This is a genomic window from Variovorax paradoxus (assembly GCF_030815975.1).
Taxonomy (GTDB): Bacteria; Pseudomonadota; Gammaproteobacteria; order Burkholderiales; family Burkholderiaceae_C; genus Variovorax; species Variovorax paradoxus_N.
Genome location: NZ_JAUSXL010000002.1, coordinates 304,363 through 321,847, shown reverse-complemented (window position 1 = coordinate 321,847; position 17,485 = coordinate 304,363). Strand labels below are relative to the sequence as shown.

The window sequence follows — 17,485 nt, the reverse complement described above, 5'->3', positions numbered from 1 at the left end:
CCTCACTTGCCCAGGTTCAGGCGAACGGGCTGGGCCGCTTGCGCGCCTGCCGGGCGCTTGAGCTGGCGCTTGAACTGGCCTTGGGCGGATGCAATCTGCGAATCGATCTGGCGCGTGCCCTTGAAGGCGGAAAAAAGATTCACGTCGATGAACTTCGCCGCGGCCGCGTTGGTGCAATTGAAGGAGAAGGTGGCGTCGAGGTCCGCATGTCCCGGAGGCTCGTTCGGATCGGGGTTGCCGAGGCCCAGGGCGCTGGAGCGCAGCTCGACCGGGCCGAGCTTGCAGTTGGCGGCGGGGTCGATGGCAAAGAGCTTGTCGGCCGCGCGAAGCTGGGCGATGGCGTCTTCGGCGGTTTTTTTCTCGGCAGCGGACTTGGGTGCGCGCTCGAAGCCGACGATGTTGTCGAGCGGGGATTCCATGTCGATCACCACCGTGGGCCCGTCGATCGCCACGTCGAGCTTGAGCTGGCCGTGCACATGTGCATGCTGCTGCTGGGCCTGTGCAGAAAGAAAGGGAGCCGCGAACAGTGCTGCGGCGAATGCGAAGCCGGATGAAATGCGTCGAAGTCGGATCTGTTTCATGGTTCTGCGCCTTGCCGGGTCGGCAGCCCCGGCGTGTTGCTCCATTCGCTCCAGCTGCCGGCATAGAGCGCTGTCGTCCCAAGGCCCGCGATCTGCATCGCGAGCAGGTTGGGCACAGCGCTCACGCCGCTGCCGCAGTGATGGACGACCGTCGCCGGATCGCGCCCCGCGAGCAGCGCTTCGAACTCGGCACGCAGTTGCGATGCCGGCTTGAACTTGCCGTCGGGACCGAGGTTCTCGGCGAAGGGCCGGTTCGCAGCCCCGGGGATGTGACCCGCAATCGGGTCCAGAGGTTCCACCTCTCCGCGATAACGCGCAGCGGCACGCGCGTCGATCAGGTTCTGGTCAGGCTGGCCGAGCCGGCGCGCCACCGTCTCGGTGACGACGAGCTTCACAAGCGGCTCGCCCACGACGAAGTTCGACTGGAAGTGCGCGGGCTCTTCGCGGTTCGTGACCTCGCCGCCCGCGGCCTGCCAGGCCTGCAGGCCGCCGTCGAGCACGGCCACCGTGTCGTGGCCCATCCACTTGAGCATCCACCAGAGCCGGCCGCAATAGTTGGCGCCGTTGCGGTCGTACACCACGGCCTGCATGTCGTTGGAAAAGCCGATGCTCGACAGCCAGGCCGCGAACTTCTCGCGGCTCGGCAGCGGATGGCGCCCGCCCGAGGCCGGCACGCCGTCTTCCTGCGCGATGACCACGTCGCCCTGGGCGCCCGGCACGCCGTGCTTCGCGCTCAGGTCGGTATCGAGGTTCGCATACAGGGCGCCCGGGATGTGGGCGGCGGCATATTGCTGTGCGCCGGCTTCGGGCTTCATGAGATCGAAGCTGCAGTCGAAGACCATGAGGGGCGCGTCGCCAGCCTGCAGCTGCTGGAGTTGTTCGACGCTGACGAGGGTGGTGTACATGGCGGGGTTCCTTCGTTGTCGACGGTTGCGATGCGGATCAGTGCTCTTCGGCCGGTGCCTTGGGCACCGCGCGCTGGCGCAGCACGGTGGCCGCGATGCCGCTCACGATGATGAGCGCCATGCCGGCCCAGCCGGCGGCGTCGATGCGGTCGTCGAACAGCACCACACCATAGAACGCGGCAAAGATGATGCCGGAGTACTGCAGGTTGGCCACCAGGAGCGTGCCGGCCTCGGTCTTGGCCGTGGCGTAGGCGCGCGTCATGCAGAGCTGCCCGAGGGCCGCCAAGAGGCCGATCGGCAGCAGCCACAGCGCATGCTGCCACGTCCAGGATTCTCCGCCCGAAAACCCCGTGGCGGCCGTGGCAAAGGCGCCGGCCACGGCCGAGCCCACCGCGAAATAGAACACCGTGCGCAGCTCGGGTTCGCCGATGCGCGACAGCGCCACCACCTGCATGTAGGCGAAGGCGGCCGTGAGGCCCGACAGCAGGCCCAGCATTCCCGCGAAGCCGTCGCTGCCGCTGACCGAAGGCTTGAGCATCAGCACCACGCCCACGAAGCCCGCGAGCACGGTCAGTGCCAGGGTGCCCTGCAGCGGCGGGCGTTCGATGCGGCCGTCGCGCCCGGGCACCGGCACCCAGGCCAGCAGCGCGCCGCCGACCAGGAAGGCCGCGATCCACACGCTGCTCATGTAGTTGAGCGTGACGGCCGTGGCCAGCGGCATGTGGGCAATGGCATAGAACCATGCGCCGAGCGACACCACGCCGATGGTGCTGCGCCAGGCGTGCATGCCGGGATAGCGGGTGGCCAGCGAGACGCCGCGGTTGCGCGCCAGAAGCCACAGGAACACGATGCCGATCAGGCCGCGCCCGAGCACCATCTCGCCACTGTTGAACCAGGCCGAGGCGACTTTCACGACCACGCTCATGGTGGCGAACAAAAAGGCGCCGAGCACCATCCAGAGCGCTTGCACTGTTGTCCGGCTCAGGCGTTGTTCTGCATTGCGCTGCGGTACCACTCGTGGAACTGCTGCATGCCGTCTTCCATCGGGCTCTGGTAGGGGCCGCTCTCGTCGTCGCCGCGCAGCATGAGCGCGCGGCGGCCGGCGTCCATGCGCTCGGCGATCTCGTCGTCTTCCACGCAGGTTTCCATGTAGGCGGCCTGCTGGGCCTCGACGAATTCGCGCTCGAAGGCCACGATTTCCTCGGGGTAGAAGAACTCGACCATGTTGAGCGTCTTCGTGGGGCTCACCGGATGCAGCGTCGAAACCGTGAGCACATGCGGATACCACTCGACCATCACGTGCGGATAGTAGGTGAGCCAGATGGCGCCGTACTTGGGCGGCTTGCCCTCGCGGTACTTGAGCAGCTGCTCCTGCCATTTCTGGTAGATGGGGCTGCCCGCGCGGCCGAGCCGGTTGGCCACGCCCACGGTCTGCACCGAGAAGTTGCGGTTGAACTCCCAGCGCAGGTCGTCGCAGGTGACGAAGCTGCCCAGGCCCGGATGGAACGGGCCGACGTGGTAGTCCTCGAGGTAGACCTCGATGAAGGTCTTCCAGTTGTAGTTGCACTCGTGCAGTTCGACGCGGTCGAGCGCGTAGCCCGTGAAGTCGAGGTCGGCACGCGGGCCGAGCTCGGCCATGTCAGCCGCCACGTCGCGCCCGCCGCCGTCCGGGCCGCCTTCGAACAGCAGGCCGTTCCACTCGGTGAGCGGATAGTTGTGCAGGTTGAGGCAGGGGTCCTGCTGGAAGTGCGGCGCGCCGATCAGCGTGCCCGTGGTGCGCGGGTCGCTCGCCGCATAGGTCCAGCGGTGCAGCGGGCACACGATGTTGCCTCCGGCCTGGCGGTCGAGCTGGCCGCGGCCCTGGAGAATGAGCGCCTGCCGGTGGCGGCACACGTTGGAGATGAGTTCCACGCCCTTGGGCGTGTGCACCAGCGCGCGGCCCTGGTGCTCCTGCGGCAGGGTATGGAAGTTGCCGGGCTCGGGCACGGCCAGCCGGTGGCCCACGTAGCGCGGGCCCTGCGCGAACAGCGTTTGCATTTCGCGCGCATAGAGCGACTCGTCGAAGTACGCGGAAACTGGAAGTTGGCTCGTGGCCTGCTGCAGTTGAAGACTTAAATCAGACATGGAGGACCTGACCAAGCTCCCCACAGGGAGAAAAAAAGAAAAGACGGAAGGCGCCGTCTGGAGGGCGACGGCCCGAAGAGTTGTGCCGGGTTGGCCGGCATGGGAAGCCAGGATTGTACCCAAGGGGGCAGTGCCGTGCCCGCGGCTCGCCGCATGCCGGCGCCCGTTTGCTTCCCCGTCCTAAAATGCGCGGTTTCACACTCGTTCTCTCGCATGCCCAAGGTCCCTTCTTCCGCCACGTCCAGCCCGGCCGCCAAGCCCGACACCGGGCCGCTGCCGGCCAGCTACGAAGCCGGGCTCCAGGAGTTGGAACAATTGGTTGCAGAACTCGAGTCGGGCCAGCTGCCGCTCGACCAGTTGCTCGGCAGCTACCAGCGCGGCGCGGCACTGCTTGCCTTCTGCCGCGAAAAGCTCCAGGCGGTCGAAGACCAGATCAAGGTGCTCGATGCGGGGAGCCTCAAGCCCTGGACTGCCGAATGAGCGCGGCTAACGTGGTGACGTGGGATGCCGCGCGCCTGGCCAGTTGGAGCGACCCGCATCTGGCGCGCGTCGAGGCGGCGCTGTCGCGATGGGTCGGCGTCGATGCGCCGGTGCTGCTCGGTGATGCCATGCGCTATGCCGTGCTCGATGGTGGCAAGCGGCTGCGGCCGCTCTTGGTGCTGGCCGCGAGCGAAGCGGTCGGCGGCAATGCGGCCGCGGCGCTGCGCGCGGCCTGCGCAACGGAGCTGATCCACGCCTACTCGCTGGTGCACGACGACCTGCCGAGCATGGACAACGACGTGCTGCGGCGTGGCAAGCCCACGGTGCACGTGAAGTTCGGCGAAGCCGATGCGCTGCTGGCCGGCGACGCCCTGCAGGCCTTGGCCTTCGAGCTGCTCACGCCCGACGGCGACGAGATTCCCGCATCGATCCAGGCCATGCTGTGCCGCCTGCTCGCGCGTGCCGCGGGCAGCCAGGGCATGGCGGGCGGGCAGGCCATCGACCTGGCCAGCGTGGGCCTGGCGCTCGACGAAGCGCAGCTGCGTGAAATGCACCGCCTGAAGACCGGCGCGCTGCTGCAGGGCAGCGTCGAGATGGGCGCGGCCTGCGCCGGCGCCGTGGCGCCCGCGGCGCTGGCCGCTCTGCGCGACTACGGCGGCGCCATTGGCCTGGCGTTTCAGGTGGTCGACGACATCCTCGACGTCACGGCCGATTCGCAGACCCTCGGCAAGACGGCCGGCAAGGATGCGGCCGCCGACAAGCCCACTTACGTCTCGCTCTGGGGCCTCGATGGCGCGCGCGCGCAGGCCAGGCAACTGCTGGCCGAATCGCTTGCGGCGCTGGAGCGCAGCGGCCTGGCCGACACCGCGGCCTTGCGCGCGCTGGCCCACATGGTCGTCGACCGCGACCGATGAACAGTTCACAGATGGACAAGAAGAACCAACACGATCCCATGGCTGCGCTGCTTCCCACGCTTCACGATCCATCGCCGATCCGCCAATTCGACCGCGCCCAGCTCAGGCAGCTGTGCGACGAGGTGCGCGCCTGCGTGCTCGACAACGTCTCACGCACCGGCGGCCACCTGAGCTCCAATCTTGGCACCGTCGAGCTCACCGTTGCGCTGCACCATGTGTTCAACACGCCGCACGATCGCCTGGTGTGGGACGTGGGCCACCAGACCTACCCGCACAAGATCCTGACCGGCCGGCGCGAGCGCATGCCCACGCTGCGCCAGATCGGCGGCATCTCGGGCTTTCCGCAGCGCAGCGAAAGCGAATACGACACCTTCGGCACGGCGCATTCATCGACCAGCATCTCGGCCGCGCTCGGCATGGCGATGGCGGCCAAGCAGAAGGGCGAAGACCGCCACGCCGTAGCCATCATCGGCGACGGCGCGCTCACGGCCGGCATGGCCTTCGAGGCGCTCAACAACGCCGGCGTGTGCGACTGCAAGCTGCTGGTGATCCTGAACGACAACGACATGTCGATCAGCCCGCCCGTGGGCGCGCTCAACCGCTACCTCGCGCAGCTCATGAGCGGCAACTTCTACGCCGCTGCCAAGAACGTCGGCAAGAGCGTGCTGCGCGCCGCGCCGCCGCTGTTCGAGCTGGCCAAGCGCTTCGAGCAGCATGCCAAGGGCATGGTGGTGCCGGCCACGCTGTTCGAGCAGTTCGGCTTCAACTACGTCGGCCCCATCGATGGCCACGACCTCGACTCGCTGGTGCCCACGCTCGAGAACCTCAAGCACCTCGACGGCCCGCAGTTCCTGCATGTGGTCACCAAGAAGGGACAGGGCTACAAGCTGGCCGAAGCCGATCCGGTGGCCTACCACGGGCCCGGCAAGTTCGATCCGCAGGTGGGGCTGGTCAAGCCCACCGCGGTGGCCAAGCAGACCTTCACGCAGGTCTTCGGCCAGTGGCTCTGCGACATGGCCGCGCACGACGGCCGGCTGGTGGGCATCACGCCGGCCATGCGCGAAGGCTCGGGGCTGGTCGAGTTCGAGCAGCGTTTTCCGGACCGCTACTACGACGTCGGCATTGCCGAGCAGCATGCCGTCACCTTCGCGGCCGGCCTCGCCTGCGAGGGCCTGAAACCTGTGGTGGCGATCTATTCGACCTTCCTGCAGCGCGCCTACGACCAGCTGATCCACGACGTCGCGATCCAGAACCTGCCGGTGGTGTTCGCGCTCGACCGCGCCGGCCTCGTGGGCGCGGACGGCGCCACGCACGCGGGCGCCTACGACATCTCGTTCCTGCGCTGCATTCCCAACATGAGCATTGCCTGCCCGGCCGACGAGCGCGAGTGCCGCCAGCTGCTGTCGAGCGCCTACGAGCAGAACCATCCGGTGGCCGTGCGCTATCCGCGCGGCGCCGGTGCGGGCGTGGTGCCGCACCTCGCGCTCGATGCACTGCCGTTCGGCAAGGGCGAGGTGCGGCGCGAGGGCCAACGCATCGCGATCCTCGCGTTCGGCAGCCTGCTGTACCCGGCGCTCGCCGCGGCCGAATCGCTCGACGCCACGGTGGTCAACATGCGCTGGGCCAAGCCGCTCGACGTCGAACTGCTGCTGAAGGTGGCGGGCACGCACGAGGCCATCGTCACGCTCGAAGAAGGCGCCGTCATGGGCGGCGCGGGCAGCGCGGTGCTCGAGGCGCTGCAGGCGGCCAATGTGCAGAAGCCGGTGCTGCAGCTGGGCCTGCCCGACCGCTTCATCGAGCATGGCGATCCGGGCAAGCTGCTCGCGTCGATCGGGCTCGATGCGGCCGGCATCGCCGCTTCGGTCGCGCAGCGCTTCGGCGCCGCCGCAGGGTAAACCCCGGCCGGCCGCGTGTAAGCGCGTTTTTACAATAACCGGGACTCACAAAAGTCCTCGACGCGGCCACAAGCCGCGTTTCGTTTTTTCCAATGCACTCGGAGTGAATTCAATGGATCGTCGTTCCCTCATCAAAAACGCCGGCATCGCTGGCGTTCTGGCCGCCGGCATTGCGCCCGCAGTTCATGCGCAGGCGGCCGTCCGCTGGCGCCTGGCATCGAGCTTTCCCAAGTCGCTCGACACCATCTACGGCGGCGCGGAAGTCTTCGCCAAGGCGGTCAAGGCCATGTCGGGCGGCAAGTTCGAAATCTCGGTGCATGCCGGCGGCGAGCTGATGCCTCCCTTCGGCGTGGTGGACGGCGTGCAGAACGGTTCGGTCGAGATGTGCCACACCGTGCCCTACTACTTCTACGGCAAGAACCCCGCGTTCGCGCTGGGCTCGGCCATTCCGTTCGGCCTGAACTCGCGCCAGATGACGGCGTGGATGATGCACGGCAATGGCCGCAAGCTCATGAACGAGTTCTACGCCAAGTACAACATGGTGAGCTTCGCCGGCGGCAACACGGGCTGCCAGATGGGCGGCTGGTTCCGCAAGGAAATCAAGTCGGTGGCGGATTTCAAGGGCATGAAGATGCGCCTGGGCGGCGGCCTGATCGGCGAGGTCATGCAGAAGCTGGGCGCCGTGCCGCAGAGCCTGCCGGGTGGCGAGATCTACCAGGCGCTCGAAAAGGGCACCATCGATGCCGCCGAATGGGTGGGACCGTACGACGACCAGAAGCTCGGCTTCAACAAGGTGGCGCCGTTCTACTACTACCCCGGCTGGTGGGAAGGCGGTCCGGAAGTGGACTTCTTCATCAACCAGAAGGCCATGGACGGCCTCTCGGCCGAGAACAAGGCCATCGTGGAAGCCGCCGCGGCCTTGGCGTCGTCGGACATGCTCGCCAAGTACGACGCGCTGAACCCCATCGCGCTCAAGCAGCTCGTGGCCGCCAAGACCAAGGTGCTGCCGTTCTCGCAAGCCATGATGGACGCCGCCTACAAGGCTTCGCTCGAGGTCTATGCCGAGAACGACGCCAAGAGCCCCGAGTGGAAGAAGATCTACGCCGACTTCCGCAGCTTCCAGCGCGACCAGGTGCTCTGGTTCCGTTTTGCGGAATCGCGCTTCGACTCGTTCATGTCCACGCTCAAGCTCTGATCCGGGTTCATTCCGGACAGCAAAAAGCCCCGCGCCGCGGGGCTTTTTTTTGGGTCTCGGGGAAGTCCCAGCCGCCGCAAGCCCCGAAGGGCCTGCCGGCGGCCTTCTTCGAGAACTACTTCTTGCCGGCGTCCCGGTCCAGCTGTTCCTGCATGGCCTTCATCGGGTCTTCTTCCGCGCCCGAAGGCGCAGCAGGCGCTTCGCCGCCGGCCGGTGCCGAGGCGCCCGGCTGCGGCTCGGGAGCGGGCTGGGAATCGTCCTTCGGCATGTTGGCCTGCATCTCGGCTCCGATCTTGTCGAGGTCGACCGCCACCTCCTTGTCGAGTCCGCTCGAGACGATGGCCGGGAACGCGATGATCAGGCCGACCATGATGATCTGGATCAGCACGAAGGGCACGGCCCCCCAGTAGATCTGCATGGTGGTGACCGGCTCGATGCGCTCGTTCGTGACCTTGTCGTTGTAGGCCTTGGTCGGCGCCACGCTGCGCAGGTAGAACAGCGCAAAGCCGAAGGGCGGATGCATGAACGAGGTCTGCATGTTCACCGCCAGCAGCACGCCGAACCAGATCAGGTCGATGCCGAGCTTGTGCGCCACGGGTGCCAGGAGCGGCACGACGATGAACGAGAGCTCGAAGAAGTCGAGGAAGAACGCCAGGAAGAAGATCAGCACGTTCACCAGGATCAGGAAGCCGAGTTGGCCACCGGGCATGCCGGTCAGCAGGTGCTCGACCCAGCGCGGTCCGTCCACGCCCTGGAACACCAGGCTGAAGATGGTCGAGCCGATCAGGATGAACACCACGAAGCACGACAGCTTGGTGGTGGTGTTGAGCGCCTGCTTGAGCAGCCTCATGCTGAGCCGGCCGCGCACCATGGCCATGATGAAGGCCCCGAGCGCACCCATGGCGCCGCCTTCGGTGGGGGTGGCCACGCCGAGGAAAATCGTGCCCAGCACCAGGAAGATCAGCAGCAGCGGCGGGATCAGCACGAAGGTCACGCGCTCGGCAATGCGCGACAAGAGGCGCAGCCGCAGCAGGCGGTTGGCCACCGCGATCAGGAAGGCCAGCATCACGCCCACGCACATCGACACCACGATGGTTTCGTCGGTGGCCACGCTGGCCACGGGCTCGCCGGTCCACCAGGTGTGGACGTCGGCAATGTGCTCGGCAAAGAACATGGCCGCTGCGGTGGCAATGATGGTCAGCACGAGCAGCGAGGGCAGGCCGCTGCTGCCGCTCGGCTCGCGGAAGGTGCGTGCTTCGAGCGGCAGGGCCGGAACCCACTTGGGCTTGAAGATGGCCAGCAGGATCACGTAGCCCGCATACATGGCGGTCAGCATGAAGCCCGGCACGAACGCGCCCTTGTACATGTCGCCCACGCTGCGGCCGAGCTGGTCGGCCATGATGATCAGCACCAGCGAGGGCGGAATGATCTGCGCCAGCGTGCCCGAGGCCGCAATCACCCCCGAGGCAAGCCGCCGGTCATAGCCGTAGCGCAGCATGATCGGCAGCGAGATCAGGCCCATCGAGATGACCGAGGCTGCGACCACGCCGGTGGTGGCCGCGAGCAGCGCACCCACGAAGATCACGGCCAGCGCCAGGCCGCCGCGCACCGGGCCGAAGAGCTGGCCGATCGAGTCGAGCAGGTCTTCGGCCATGCCGCTTCGCTCGAGGATCAGCCCCATGAGCGTGAAGAACGGAATGGCCAGCAGCGTGTCGTTCTGCATGATGCCGAACACCCGCAGCGGCAGCGCCTGCAGCAGCGCTTCGGGCAGCAGGCCGAGCTCCACGCCGACGAAGCCGAAGAACAGGCCGCAGGCGCCGAGGCTGAACGCCACCGGGAAGCCGAACAGCAGGAAGACGATCAGCCCCGCGAACATGATCGGGGCGAAGTTTTGTGCGATGAATTCCATGGGTGCTACCGCTCAGCCTTTGACGTTGGATTCGGCGAGCCGGCGGATCGACTCGGCCAGTTCTTCTTCGGCGGTCTTTTCTTCACGCTTTTGCGTGGGATCGTCGATGCGGCCCTGCAGGAAGGCGATGCGCTTGATGAGCTCGGACCAGCCCTGGAGCATCAGCAGCGTGAAGCCCAGCGGGATCATGGCGTAGATCGGCCAGCGGATCAGCCCGCCGGCGTTGTTCGACATTTCGCCCGAGCGGTAGCCCTGCAGGAAGAACGGAATGCCATACCAGAGGATGGCCAGGCAGACCGGTGTGAGGAAGAAGCTGAAGCCGATGATGTCGACCCAGATCTGGCCGCGCTTGGACAAGCGGCTGAGGATCACGTCGATCTTCACGTGCTCCTGGTTCAAGAGGGTATAGCCCGCGGCAATCAGGAAGGACGCGGCGAACAGATACCACTGCACTTCGAGATAGGCGTTGGAGCTGACGTTGAACACCTTCCGGACCACGGCATTGACGCCGCTGATCACGGTGGACGCAAGGATGAGCCAGATCACGTACTTGCCGAGCTGGCCATTGAGCCAATCGACCGCGCGCGAAAATCTGAGCAGGAAATTCATGCTCTTCTCCAGAGAGGAAATGGATGCTTGGATGCAGAAGCGGGCCGGGGTCCGCCGGCGAGCGGCGGTCCGGGGGCTTTCGGCGGACGCGCGATTTTATCGGCGCGCAAAGCCGTTTTCGGACGGGCACGGGCGGTGTATTCCCGTAGGCCCGCCGCCATGCGCCGCGCTGGTGCGCCGGCTCGCGATAATGAAACATGCCCTCGTCGTCGCCGCCCCCGCTGCCCACGGGGCTTGCCGCACTCCATCGAATCGCCCGACATGCGGCGCGCCGGCCGCGAACTGCTCTCGCTCGCCCTGATCGACGCACGCAACCACACGCTGCACCTGTTGTCGCTCTACGAGGAGGCGCTGGGCTCGCCCGCGCTCGCCGTGGAGCGCACAAGCGATGAGGGTGTGGTGCCACCGCTCTGGCTCGCCGGGCACATCGGCTGGTTTGCCGAATGGTGGATCGGGCGCAACACCCAGCGGGCCTTCGGTGCCGAGTGCCCGGTGCGGCCGACCCGCCTCGCGGCCATCGATCCCGGTGCCGACGACTGGTGGAACCCGGCCCAGGCCCCGGCCGCGCAGCGCTGGTCGCCCGGCCTGCCGGACCTGGCCCAGACCAAGGCCTACCTGCTCGAAACACTGGAGAGCACGCTCGAACTGCTCGAGCATACGGCCGAGACCGACCCGGGGCTGTACTTCTACCGCCTTGCGTTGTTCCACGAAGATTTGCGCGGCGAGCAGTTCATCGTGATGGCGCAGACGCTCGGGCTGCCTCTGGGCATCGAGCCGGTGCCCATGGCCGTCACGCGCGAGCCGCTGCTGCTGCCGGCGACGCAATGGGAGCTCGGCCTGCCCGAGGGCTGCGGATTCGCCTTCGCGCAGGAGCAGGGCGCGCACCGCGTCGAGGTGCCCGAGTTCGAGATCGACGCCCAGCCCGTGACCTGGAGCCAGTACATCGAGTTCGTCGACGAAGGCGGCTACGACCGCGAGGAGCTCTGGCATCCGCAAGGCTGGCGCTGGCTGGCCTCGCAGATCGAAGGGCGCCGCGGGCCGCGCCACGTCGAGCAGATCGGCGTCGCGCGCAAGGGCGCCGGCGGCTCGGTGCTGCAGCACCGTTTCGGTTCCACCGTGCGCGCCGCCGGCCACCACAGCGCGGTGCACCTGAGCTGGTGGGAGGCCGATGCCTGGGCGCGCTGGGCCGGCCGGCGCATCGCGACCGAGGTGGAGTGGGAAATTGCAGCGCACACGGCGGCGCGGCGCGGATTCCGCTGGGCCGACGTGCACGAGTGGACCGCGGGCACGCTGCGGCCCTGGCCCGGCTTTCGCGCCGATCCGTGGAGCGCCGGCAGCGAGTTCGATCCGGTGCCTGCATTCGGCGAGGCGCGCGTGCTGCGCGGCGCTTCGTTCGCGACCCGCTCGCGCTTGCGTTCGCCGCGGCGCCGGGGCTTTGCGTTGCCTGGCCGCGACGACGGATTCTTCGGCTTCCGGACATGCGCGCTCTGAGCCTCCCGCAGGTCGGGGCCTAGTCGCCGATGCCGGTGCTCCCGATGTCCGACGACAGCGGCGGCGCCACTTCCTCGAGCGGCTTGCACTCCGCATCGGCCGCATAGCGCAGCGCCAGCAGCCCCGCGACGATGACCAGCGTGGCACCGATCGCGTAGCCCACCATCACCGCGCCGCGGCTGCCGGTTTCGATCAGCATGCCGAAGATGACGGGCGCCGCGAAGCCGCCCGCGCCCATGCCGACGGCGTAGAAGATCGCGATGGCCATCGCGCGCATCTCGAGCGGGAACACTTCGCTGACCGTGAGATAGGCCGAGCTCGCAGCGGCGGAGGCCAGGAAGAACACCGCCGACCAGCACAGTGCCTGGCTGCGTGCGTCGAGCCATCCCATCATGAAGGCCCAGCCGGTGAACGCGAGCGCCACGCCCGCGAGCACGTAGGTCAGCGCGATCATCTTGCGCCGGCCCACGCTGTCGAACAGCGGGCCCAGCAGCAGCGGCCCGAGCACGTTGCCGAGCGCGAAAGGAAAGATGTAGAGCGCCACGTTGTCCTCGGCCACGCCGTAGAAGCGCGTGAGCACCAACGCATAGGTGAAGAAGATCGCGTTGTAGAAGAAGGCCTGCGAAACCATCAGCGCCACCGCGACCACGCTGCGCTCGCGGTAGCGGCGCAGCAGCACGTGCGCCACCTCGCGCATCGACGGGCTGCGGTGGCGCCCGCCGCCGTAGGCCACGCGGCCCTCGGCCAGCGCCAGCGGGCCGTGCTGTGCACTGACCTGGGCCTCGATGTCTTCGATGATGCGAAGCGCCTCGTCGGCGCGGCCATGCGCCATCAGCCAGCGCGGGCTTTCCGGCACATCGCGCCGCACCAGCAGGATGGCCACCGCCAGCACCGCGCCCAGCGCGAAGCCCGCGCGCCAGCCCCACACCGGACCGATCACGCGCGGATCGAGCAGCACCAGGCTGAGCCCGGCACCCAGCGCCGCGCCGATCCAGAAGCTGCCGTTGATTGCGAGGTTGACGCGGCCGCGCACGCGCGCCGGAATGAGCTCGTCGATGGCCGAGTTGATGGCCGCGTATTCGCCGCCGATGCCCAGGCCCGTGACGAAACGACACAGCGCAAAGAAGGCGAAGTTCGGCGAGAACGCGGTGGCCAGCGTGCCCACCGTGTAGACCACCAGCGTGACCAGGAACAGCTTCTTGCGCCCGAGCCGGTCAGTCAGGCGGCCGAAGAGCAGGGCGCCGATCACCGCGCCCGCAATGTAGATCGAGCCCGACCAGCCGATCTCGCCGGCGCTGAGCCCCAGCGTGTCGGGCCGCTCGAGCACGGCGCCGATCGAGCCGACCAGCGTCACCTCGAGGCCGTCGAGCACCCAGGCCACGCCGAGCGCGACCACCACGCGCCAGTGCCAGCGCGACCAGGGCAGGCGATCGAGACGGGCGGGAATGTCGCTGAGCACCGCAGCTGTCATGGGCACAACCTTAACCCATGTGCCCGGACCGCCTCTTCAGGGCCTGTGTGCCTTCTTCTCGCGTGCGAAGGTCCACCAGGGCAGCAGCGCGCGCAGCGACTGCACCTCGCCGCTGTCGGCGGCTTCGTAGCCGGGCAGCGTTCCCAGCAGGTGCTGCCAGTTCGCGCTGCGCAGCACCGCCACCAGTGCCTGCATGGCAGGCTGGTCGAGCGCCGACTTGAGGCAGGCCAGGTGATAGCGCTCCCGCACCAGCGGCACGAAGTCGAGCCCTTCGGCGTGCGCGGCCGATTCGAGCCCGAGCCCCGCATCGGCCTGCCCGGACGCCACGGCATGCGCGACCGCGGCATGCGAGGTTTCGCAGCGCTCGTAGCCCGCGAGCGCCGCGGCATCGAGCCGGGCCTCGGCCAGCAGCTCGTCCAGCAGCAGGCGCGTGCCGGTGCCGATCGCCCGGTTGACGTAGCGCGCACGCAGCCGCACGGCGTCGGCCAGCGAGCGCAGGTTGAGCGGGTTGCCCGGCGCCACGAGCAGGCCCTGCGTGCGCCGCGCGAATCCGATCAGCTTGTGCTGGCCCGGCTTGAGCAGCGGCTGGTAGGTGCGCTGCGCCAGCGAGCCGCGCGGCGGATGCTCCAGCGTGTGAAAGCCCGCCATCACGCAGCGGCCCTGGTTGAGCGCGCGGATCGCATCGACGCTGCCGGTGAACTGGATGTCCAGGTGCAGCTGCGCGGTGCCCGCCGCATGGGTGCGCAGCAACGCGAGCGCGTCGTCATGGCTCGCCTGCAGGCTCAGCACATGGGTGCGGTCGTCGAAGGCGAGCGCGAAGGCGCGCTCGAGTTCGGCGTGCAGCGCCTCGATCTGCGGCGCCAACCGGGCCTGGGCCTGGCGCTCGGCCCACAGCAGCTTGTCGCCGAACTCGGAAAGCTGCGCGCGCTGGCCCCGCTCGCCCTGCACCAGCGGATGGCCGAGCGCCTGCTCCCAATGCTTGAGCTCGCCCCACACGTGGCGATAGGACAGGTCGAGCGCGCGCGACGCGCCCGAGATGGAGCCGTGCTCGCGCACCGCCTGCAGCATCTGAATCAGCGGATTGCGGATCTGCCGCGATCCGCTGCGGCGGGGACGGATCGCGTAGGAAAGGTCGATCTGTTGCACAGGGCTGGCGGGAGAGGAATGGAGGCCGGCCGATTATGCAGACCGCTCGTGTCCCGGGCCCAGTCCAGTGCACCCGCGGAACCGGCTTTGCCGGGCCGCTGGGTGCGCCCCCAGTGGGGGAGGCGCCGAAGGCGCTTCGGGGGCGTCCTATGCCGTTTCGGCCAGTGCGTCGCCCAGCGCGTTGACGAGGCGGTCGATCTCCGCCTTCTCGGCGATGAAGGGCGGCGCGAGTTGGATCGTGTCGCCGCCGTAGCGCACGTAGAAGCCCTTCTTCCAGCAGTTCATCGCGATCTCGTAGGGGCGGCGTGCCGGCTCGCCCGGCAGCGCGGCAATCGTCAGGCCCGCGGCCAGGCCGTAGTTGCGGATGTCCGTCACGTGCTTGCTGCCCTTGAGGCTGTGCACCGCGTTCTCGAAGTGCGGCGCGAGCGCCTGCACGCGGCCGATCATGTCATCCTTCTGCAGCACGTCGAGCGCCGCGATGCCGGCGGCGCAGGCCACCGGGTGCGCGCCGTAGGTGTAGCCGTGCGGGAATTCGAGCATGTAGTCGGGCCCGCCCGCCGCCATGAAGGTGTCGTAGATCTCCTTGCTGGCAATCACCGCGCCCAGTGGCTGTGCGCCGTTGGTCACCTGCTTGGCGATGTTCATGATGTCGGGCGTCACGCCGAAGGCTTCAGCGCCCGTGAGCGCGCCGCAGCGGCCGAAACCGGTGATCACTTCATCAAAGATCAAGAGGATGTTGTTCGCGGTGCAGATGTCGCGCAGGCGCTTCAGGTAGCCCTTGGGCGGAATCACCACGCCGGCCGAGCCCGCGAAGGGTTCGACGATCACGGCTGCGATGTTCGAGGCGTCGTGCAGCGCGATCAGGTCGAGCAGGCGGTCGGCCAGTTCGGCGCCGTTCTCGGACATGCCGCGCGTGAAGGCATTGGCCGCAATCTGCGTGTGCGGCAGGTGGTCCGCTTCGACGCCCTGGCCGAACAGCTTGCGGTTGGCCGCGATGCCGCCCACCGAGATGCCGCCGAAGTTGACGCCGTGGTAGCCCTTCTCGCGGCCGATCAGGCGTGTCTTGCTGGCGAGGCCCTTGGTGCGCCAGTAGGCGCGCGCCATCTTCAGCGAGGTGTCGGCGGCTTCGGAGCCCGAGCCGGTGAAGAACACGTAGTCCAGGCCCGCGGGCGTGAGCTCCTTGATCTTGTTGGCCAGCTCGAACGAGAGCGGATGGCCGAACTGGAAGGCGGGCGAGTAGTCGAGCTTCGCGATCTGGCGGCTCACCGCTTCGGTGATCTCGGGGCGGCCGTGGCCCAGGCCCGAGCACCACAAGCCCGAGAGGCCGTCGAAGATCTTGCGGCCGTCGCCATCGGTGAAGTAGGCGCCCTTGGCCTCCACGATCAGGCGCGGATCGGCCTTGAAGCTGCGGTTGGCGGTGTAGGGCATCCAGTGCGCGTCGAGCCAGGCGGCGTCGGTGCGCAGGGCGGGCGTCGGTTCGATGGCGGGCGTTGCAAGGGTCATGGCGCTTCCCGCGCAGGGCGGGCTCCAAAGAGGTAATGAGGTGTGCCGATTGTTGGCAGAGCCATCAGTGTGGAGAATGGCGCAATATCAATGTTCACTTGACACTTTATGCAAGTAAAGGCGAAAGCCCAAAACAGTGCCCCGGGCACCCGGAACCGCGCCGTTCTGGGGCAGCTCAGCGACATGGACCTGCGCCTGCTCAAGGTGTTCAAGAGCGTGGTCGACTGCGGCGGCATGGCGGCGGCCGAGCTGGAGCTGAACATCGGCACCTCCACCGTGAGCCGGCATGTGAAAGACCTGGAGACGCGGCTCGGCCTCGTGCTGTGCCGGCGCGGCCGCGCGGGCTTCGCGCTCACCGCCGAGGGCCAGCGCGTGTACGACGAGACGCTGCGGCTGCTGGCCTCGGTCGATGCCTTTCGCGGCAGCATCGACGACATCCACAACCGCATGGGCGGCCAGCTCGACGTGGCGCTGTTCGACAAGACGGCCACCAATCCGAAGGCGCGCATCGGCGAAGCCATTGCGCGCTTCACCGAGATGGCGCCCGAAGTGCAGCTGGCGGTGCACGTAGGCTCCATCAACGCCATCGAGCAGGGCGTGCTGGAGGGCCATTTCCAGATCGGCATCATCCCGGCGCACCGCGCCTCGAAGAGCCTGGTGTATGCCGACCTGTTCGACGAGACGATGCTGCTTTACTGCGGCAAGGGACATCCGCTCTTCGAGGCTAACAACGCAAGGCTCACATGGGCCAGGCTGCGCGAGCATCACTTCGCGGGCCTGGGCTACCACTCGCCCAACATGGAACTGAGCCACCGCGCCAAGCTGTCGCGCAAGGCCACGGGCTTCGACCAGGAGGCGATTGCCACGCTGATTCTGTCGGGGCGATTCCTGGGCTTTTTGCCTGACCACTATGCGCAGGTGTTCGAGCAGCGTGGGCTCATGAAGGCAGTGCTGCCGGCGCGGTTCAACTATGTGTGCCGGTTCGTGAGCTTGCTGCGGCGGTCGCCTAAACCTTCTCGGGCTGTGTTGGCGTTTCAGGAGTGTCTGGAGAAGGCGCATGCCTGAATTCAGGGCGCGCTCCCGCCGACGGGGTACCTTGCTCCGCGAATGTCCTCCGGCCTGCGGCCTCCCCCTTGATTTCGCTGCGCAAGGCACCCCATCGGCGTGATCGTTGTTCAGAGCACTGGTTGATCAGCCAGCACCACGGCAGCGCCTCTTGTGCACAGGGCATCGGGTGCTCCCCGCAGCGAAATCAAGGAGGA

Annotated in this window: 15 protein-coding genes; 6 read left to right on the top strand and 9 right to left on the bottom strand. The window is 67.7% G+C overall.

Going from position 1 to position 17,485, the window contains the following annotated elements; all coding sequences use genetic code 11:
• Positions 1 to 2: 2 nt before the first annotated feature.
• From QFZ47_RS05285 to QFZ47_RS05270, 4 genes are read right to left on the bottom strand one after another with little or no spacing between them, the layout of a single operon-like run.
• On the bottom strand, positions 3 to 581 hold the full coding sequence (locus QFZ47_RS05285) for a DUF2796 domain-containing protein (RefSeq protein ID WP_307654648.1): 579 nt from the start codon (positions 579 to 581) through the stop codon (positions 3 to 5).
• Entirely contained in the window at positions 578 to 1,486 is a 909-nt protein-coding gene (locus QFZ47_RS05280) for a sulfurtransferase (RefSeq protein WP_307654647.1), read from the bottom strand. Before QFZ47_RS05280 ends, QFZ47_RS05285 begins: the two co-directional genes overlap by 4 nt.
• 37 nt (positions 1,487 to 1,523) lie before the next feature.
• Entirely contained in the window at positions 1,524 to 2,441 is a 918-nt protein-coding gene (locus QFZ47_RS05275) for a DMT family transporter (RefSeq protein WP_307658888.1), read from the bottom strand.
• A 26-nt stretch (positions 2,442 to 2,467) separates the two neighbouring features.
• Positions 2,468 to 3,610 (bottom strand): aromatic ring-hydroxylating oxygenase subunit alpha, encoded by a 1,143-nt coding sequence (locus tag QFZ47_RS05270; RefSeq protein WP_307654646.1) that lies wholly within the window; start codon positions 3,608 to 3,610, stop codon positions 2,468 to 2,470.
• A gap of 213 nt (positions 3,611 to 3,823) precedes the next feature.
• Here QFZ47_RS05270 and QFZ47_RS05265 point away from each other — a divergent pair, with 213 nt between their 5' ends.
• The 4 genes from QFZ47_RS05265 (at position 3,824) to QFZ47_RS05250 (ending at position 8,094) form a co-directional block, all read left to right on the top strand.
• Entirely contained in the window at positions 3,824 to 4,090 is a 267-nt protein-coding gene (locus QFZ47_RS05265) for an exodeoxyribonuclease VII small subunit (protein WP_307654645.1), read from the top strand.
• The gene (locus tag QFZ47_RS05260) at positions 4,087 to 5,004 is read left to right on the top strand and encodes a polyprenyl synthetase family protein (protein WP_307654644.1); all 918 of its coding nucleotides are present in this window, start codon (positions 4,087 to 4,089) and stop codon (positions 5,002 to 5,004) included. Before QFZ47_RS05265 ends, QFZ47_RS05260 begins: the two co-directional genes overlap by 4 nt.
• 38 nt (positions 5,005 to 5,042) lie before the next feature.
• Positions 5,043 to 6,899 (top strand): 1-deoxy-D-xylulose-5-phosphate synthase, encoded by a 1,857-nt coding sequence (gene dxs / locus QFZ47_RS05255; protein ID WP_307654643.1) that lies wholly within the window; start codon positions 5,043 to 5,045, stop codon positions 6,897 to 6,899.
• Between the two features lie 112 nt (positions 6,900 to 7,011).
• Positions 7,012 to 8,094 (top strand): TRAP transporter substrate-binding protein, encoded by a 1,083-nt coding sequence (locus QFZ47_RS05250; protein ID WP_307654642.1) that lies wholly within the window; start codon positions 7,012 to 7,014, stop codon positions 8,092 to 8,094.
• 115 nt (positions 8,095 to 8,209) lie between these two features.
• Here the strand turns inward: QFZ47_RS05250 and QFZ47_RS05245 are convergent, their stop codons facing one another.
• Complete coding sequence (locus tag QFZ47_RS05245) at positions 8,210 to 10,003, bottom strand: TRAP transporter large permease (protein ID WP_307654641.1); 1,794 nt, start codon at positions 10,001 to 10,003, stop codon at positions 8,210 to 8,212.
• Between the two features lie 12 nt (positions 10,004 to 10,015).
• Positions 10,016 to 10,612 carry a TRAP transporter small permease subunit gene (locus QFZ47_RS05240; protein ID WP_307654640.1) on the bottom strand — a complete coding sequence of 199 codons (597 nt, stop codon included), beginning with the start codon at positions 10,610 to 10,612 and terminating at the stop codon, positions 10,016 to 10,018.
• 261 nt (positions 10,613 to 10,873) lie between these two features.
• On the opposite strand from QFZ47_RS05240, the gene QFZ47_RS05235 reads away from it, so the two are divergent.
• On the top strand, positions 10,874 to 12,103 hold the full coding sequence (locus QFZ47_RS05235; protein ID WP_307658887.1) for an SUMF1/EgtB/PvdO family nonheme iron enzyme: 1,230 nt from the start codon (positions 10,874 to 10,876) through the stop codon (positions 12,101 to 12,103).
• A gap of 19 nt (positions 12,104 to 12,122) precedes the next feature.
• Here the strand turns inward: QFZ47_RS05235 and QFZ47_RS05230 are convergent, their stop codons facing one another.
• The 3 genes from QFZ47_RS05230 to aptA all read right to left on the bottom strand — a co-directional run bounded on the left by QFZ47_RS05230 (position 12,123) and on the right by aptA (position 16,223).
• The gene (locus tag QFZ47_RS05230) at positions 12,123 to 13,574 is read right to left on the bottom strand and encodes an MFS transporter (protein WP_307654639.1); all 1,452 of its coding nucleotides are present in this window, start codon (positions 13,572 to 13,574) and stop codon (positions 12,123 to 12,125) included.
• A 36-nt stretch (positions 13,575 to 13,610) separates the two neighbouring features.
• Entirely contained in the window at positions 13,611 to 14,720 is a 1,110-nt protein-coding gene (locus tag QFZ47_RS05225; RefSeq protein ID WP_307654638.1) for a substrate-binding domain-containing protein, read from the bottom strand.
• Between the two features lie 147 nt (positions 14,721 to 14,867).
• Positions 14,868 to 16,223: an omega-aminotransferase AptA gene (aptA, locus tag QFZ47_RS05220; RefSeq protein WP_307654637.1), complete on the bottom strand. Its 1,356-nt coding sequence runs from the start codon at positions 16,221 to 16,223 to the stop codon at positions 14,868 to 14,870.
• 108 nt (positions 16,224 to 16,331) lie between these two features.
• Here aptA and QFZ47_RS05215 point away from each other — a divergent pair, with 108 nt between their 5' ends.
• Positions 16,332 to 17,288 carry a LysR family transcriptional regulator gene (locus QFZ47_RS05215; protein WP_307654636.1) on the top strand — a complete coding sequence of 319 codons (957 nt, stop codon included), beginning with the start codon at positions 16,332 to 16,334 and terminating at the stop codon, positions 17,286 to 17,288.
• The last annotated feature ends 197 nt before the right edge of the window (positions 17,289 to 17,485 follow it).

What these genes read in the sequence shown, in the direction of transcription:
- QFZ47_RS05240 (WP_307654640.1), bottom strand. Translation starts at nt 10,612, where the DNA reads ATGAATTTCCTGCTCAGATTTTCGCGCGCGGTCGATTGGCTCAATGGC.
- dxs (WP_307654643.1), top strand. Translation starts at nt 5,043, where the DNA reads ATGGCTGCGCTGCTTCCCACGCTTCACGATCCATCGCCGATCCGCCAA.
- QFZ47_RS05280 (WP_307654647.1), bottom strand. Translation starts at nt 1,486, where the DNA reads ATGTACACCACCCTCGTCAGCGTCGAACAACTCCAGCAGCTGCAGGCT.
- aptA (WP_307654637.1), bottom strand. Translation starts at nt 16,223, where the DNA reads ATGACCCTTGCAACGCCCGCCATCGAACCGACGCCCGCCCTGCGCACC.
- QFZ47_RS05260 (WP_307654644.1), top strand. Translation starts at nt 4,087, where the DNA reads ATGAGCGCGGCTAACGTGGTGACGTGGGATGCCGCGCGCCTGGCCAGT.
- QFZ47_RS05270 (WP_307654646.1), bottom strand. Translation starts at nt 3,610, where the DNA reads ATGTCTGATTTAAGTCTTCAACTGCAGCAGGCCACGAGCCAACTTCCA.
- QFZ47_RS05245 (WP_307654641.1), bottom strand. Translation starts at nt 10,003, where the DNA reads ATGGAATTCATCGCACAAAACTTCGCCCCGATCATGTTCGCGGGGCTG.
- QFZ47_RS05215 (WP_307654636.1), top strand. Translation starts at nt 16,332, where the DNA reads ATGCAAGTAAAGGCGAAAGCCCAAAACAGTGCCCCGGGCACCCGGAAC.
- QFZ47_RS05275 (WP_307658888.1), bottom strand. Translation starts at nt 2,441, where the DNA reads ATGGTGCTCGGCGCCTTTTTGTTCGCCACCATGAGCGTGGTCGTGAAA.
- QFZ47_RS05230 (WP_307654639.1), bottom strand. Translation starts at nt 13,574, where the DNA reads ATGACAGCTGCGGTGCTCAGCGACATTCCCGCCCGTCTCGATCGCCTG.
- QFZ47_RS05235 (WP_307658887.1), top strand. Translation starts at nt 10,874, where the DNA reads ATGCGGCGCGCCGGCCGCGAACTGCTCTCGCTCGCCCTGATCGACGCA.
- QFZ47_RS05265 (WP_307654645.1), top strand. Translation starts at nt 3,824, where the DNA reads ATGCCCAAGGTCCCTTCTTCCGCCACGTCCAGCCCGGCCGCCAAGCCC.
- QFZ47_RS05285 (WP_307654648.1), bottom strand. Translation starts at nt 581, where the DNA reads ATGAAACAGATCCGACTTCGACGCATTTCATCCGGCTTCGCATTCGCC.
- QFZ47_RS05250 (WP_307654642.1), top strand. Translation starts at nt 7,012, where the DNA reads ATGGATCGTCGTTCCCTCATCAAAAACGCCGGCATCGCTGGCGTTCTG.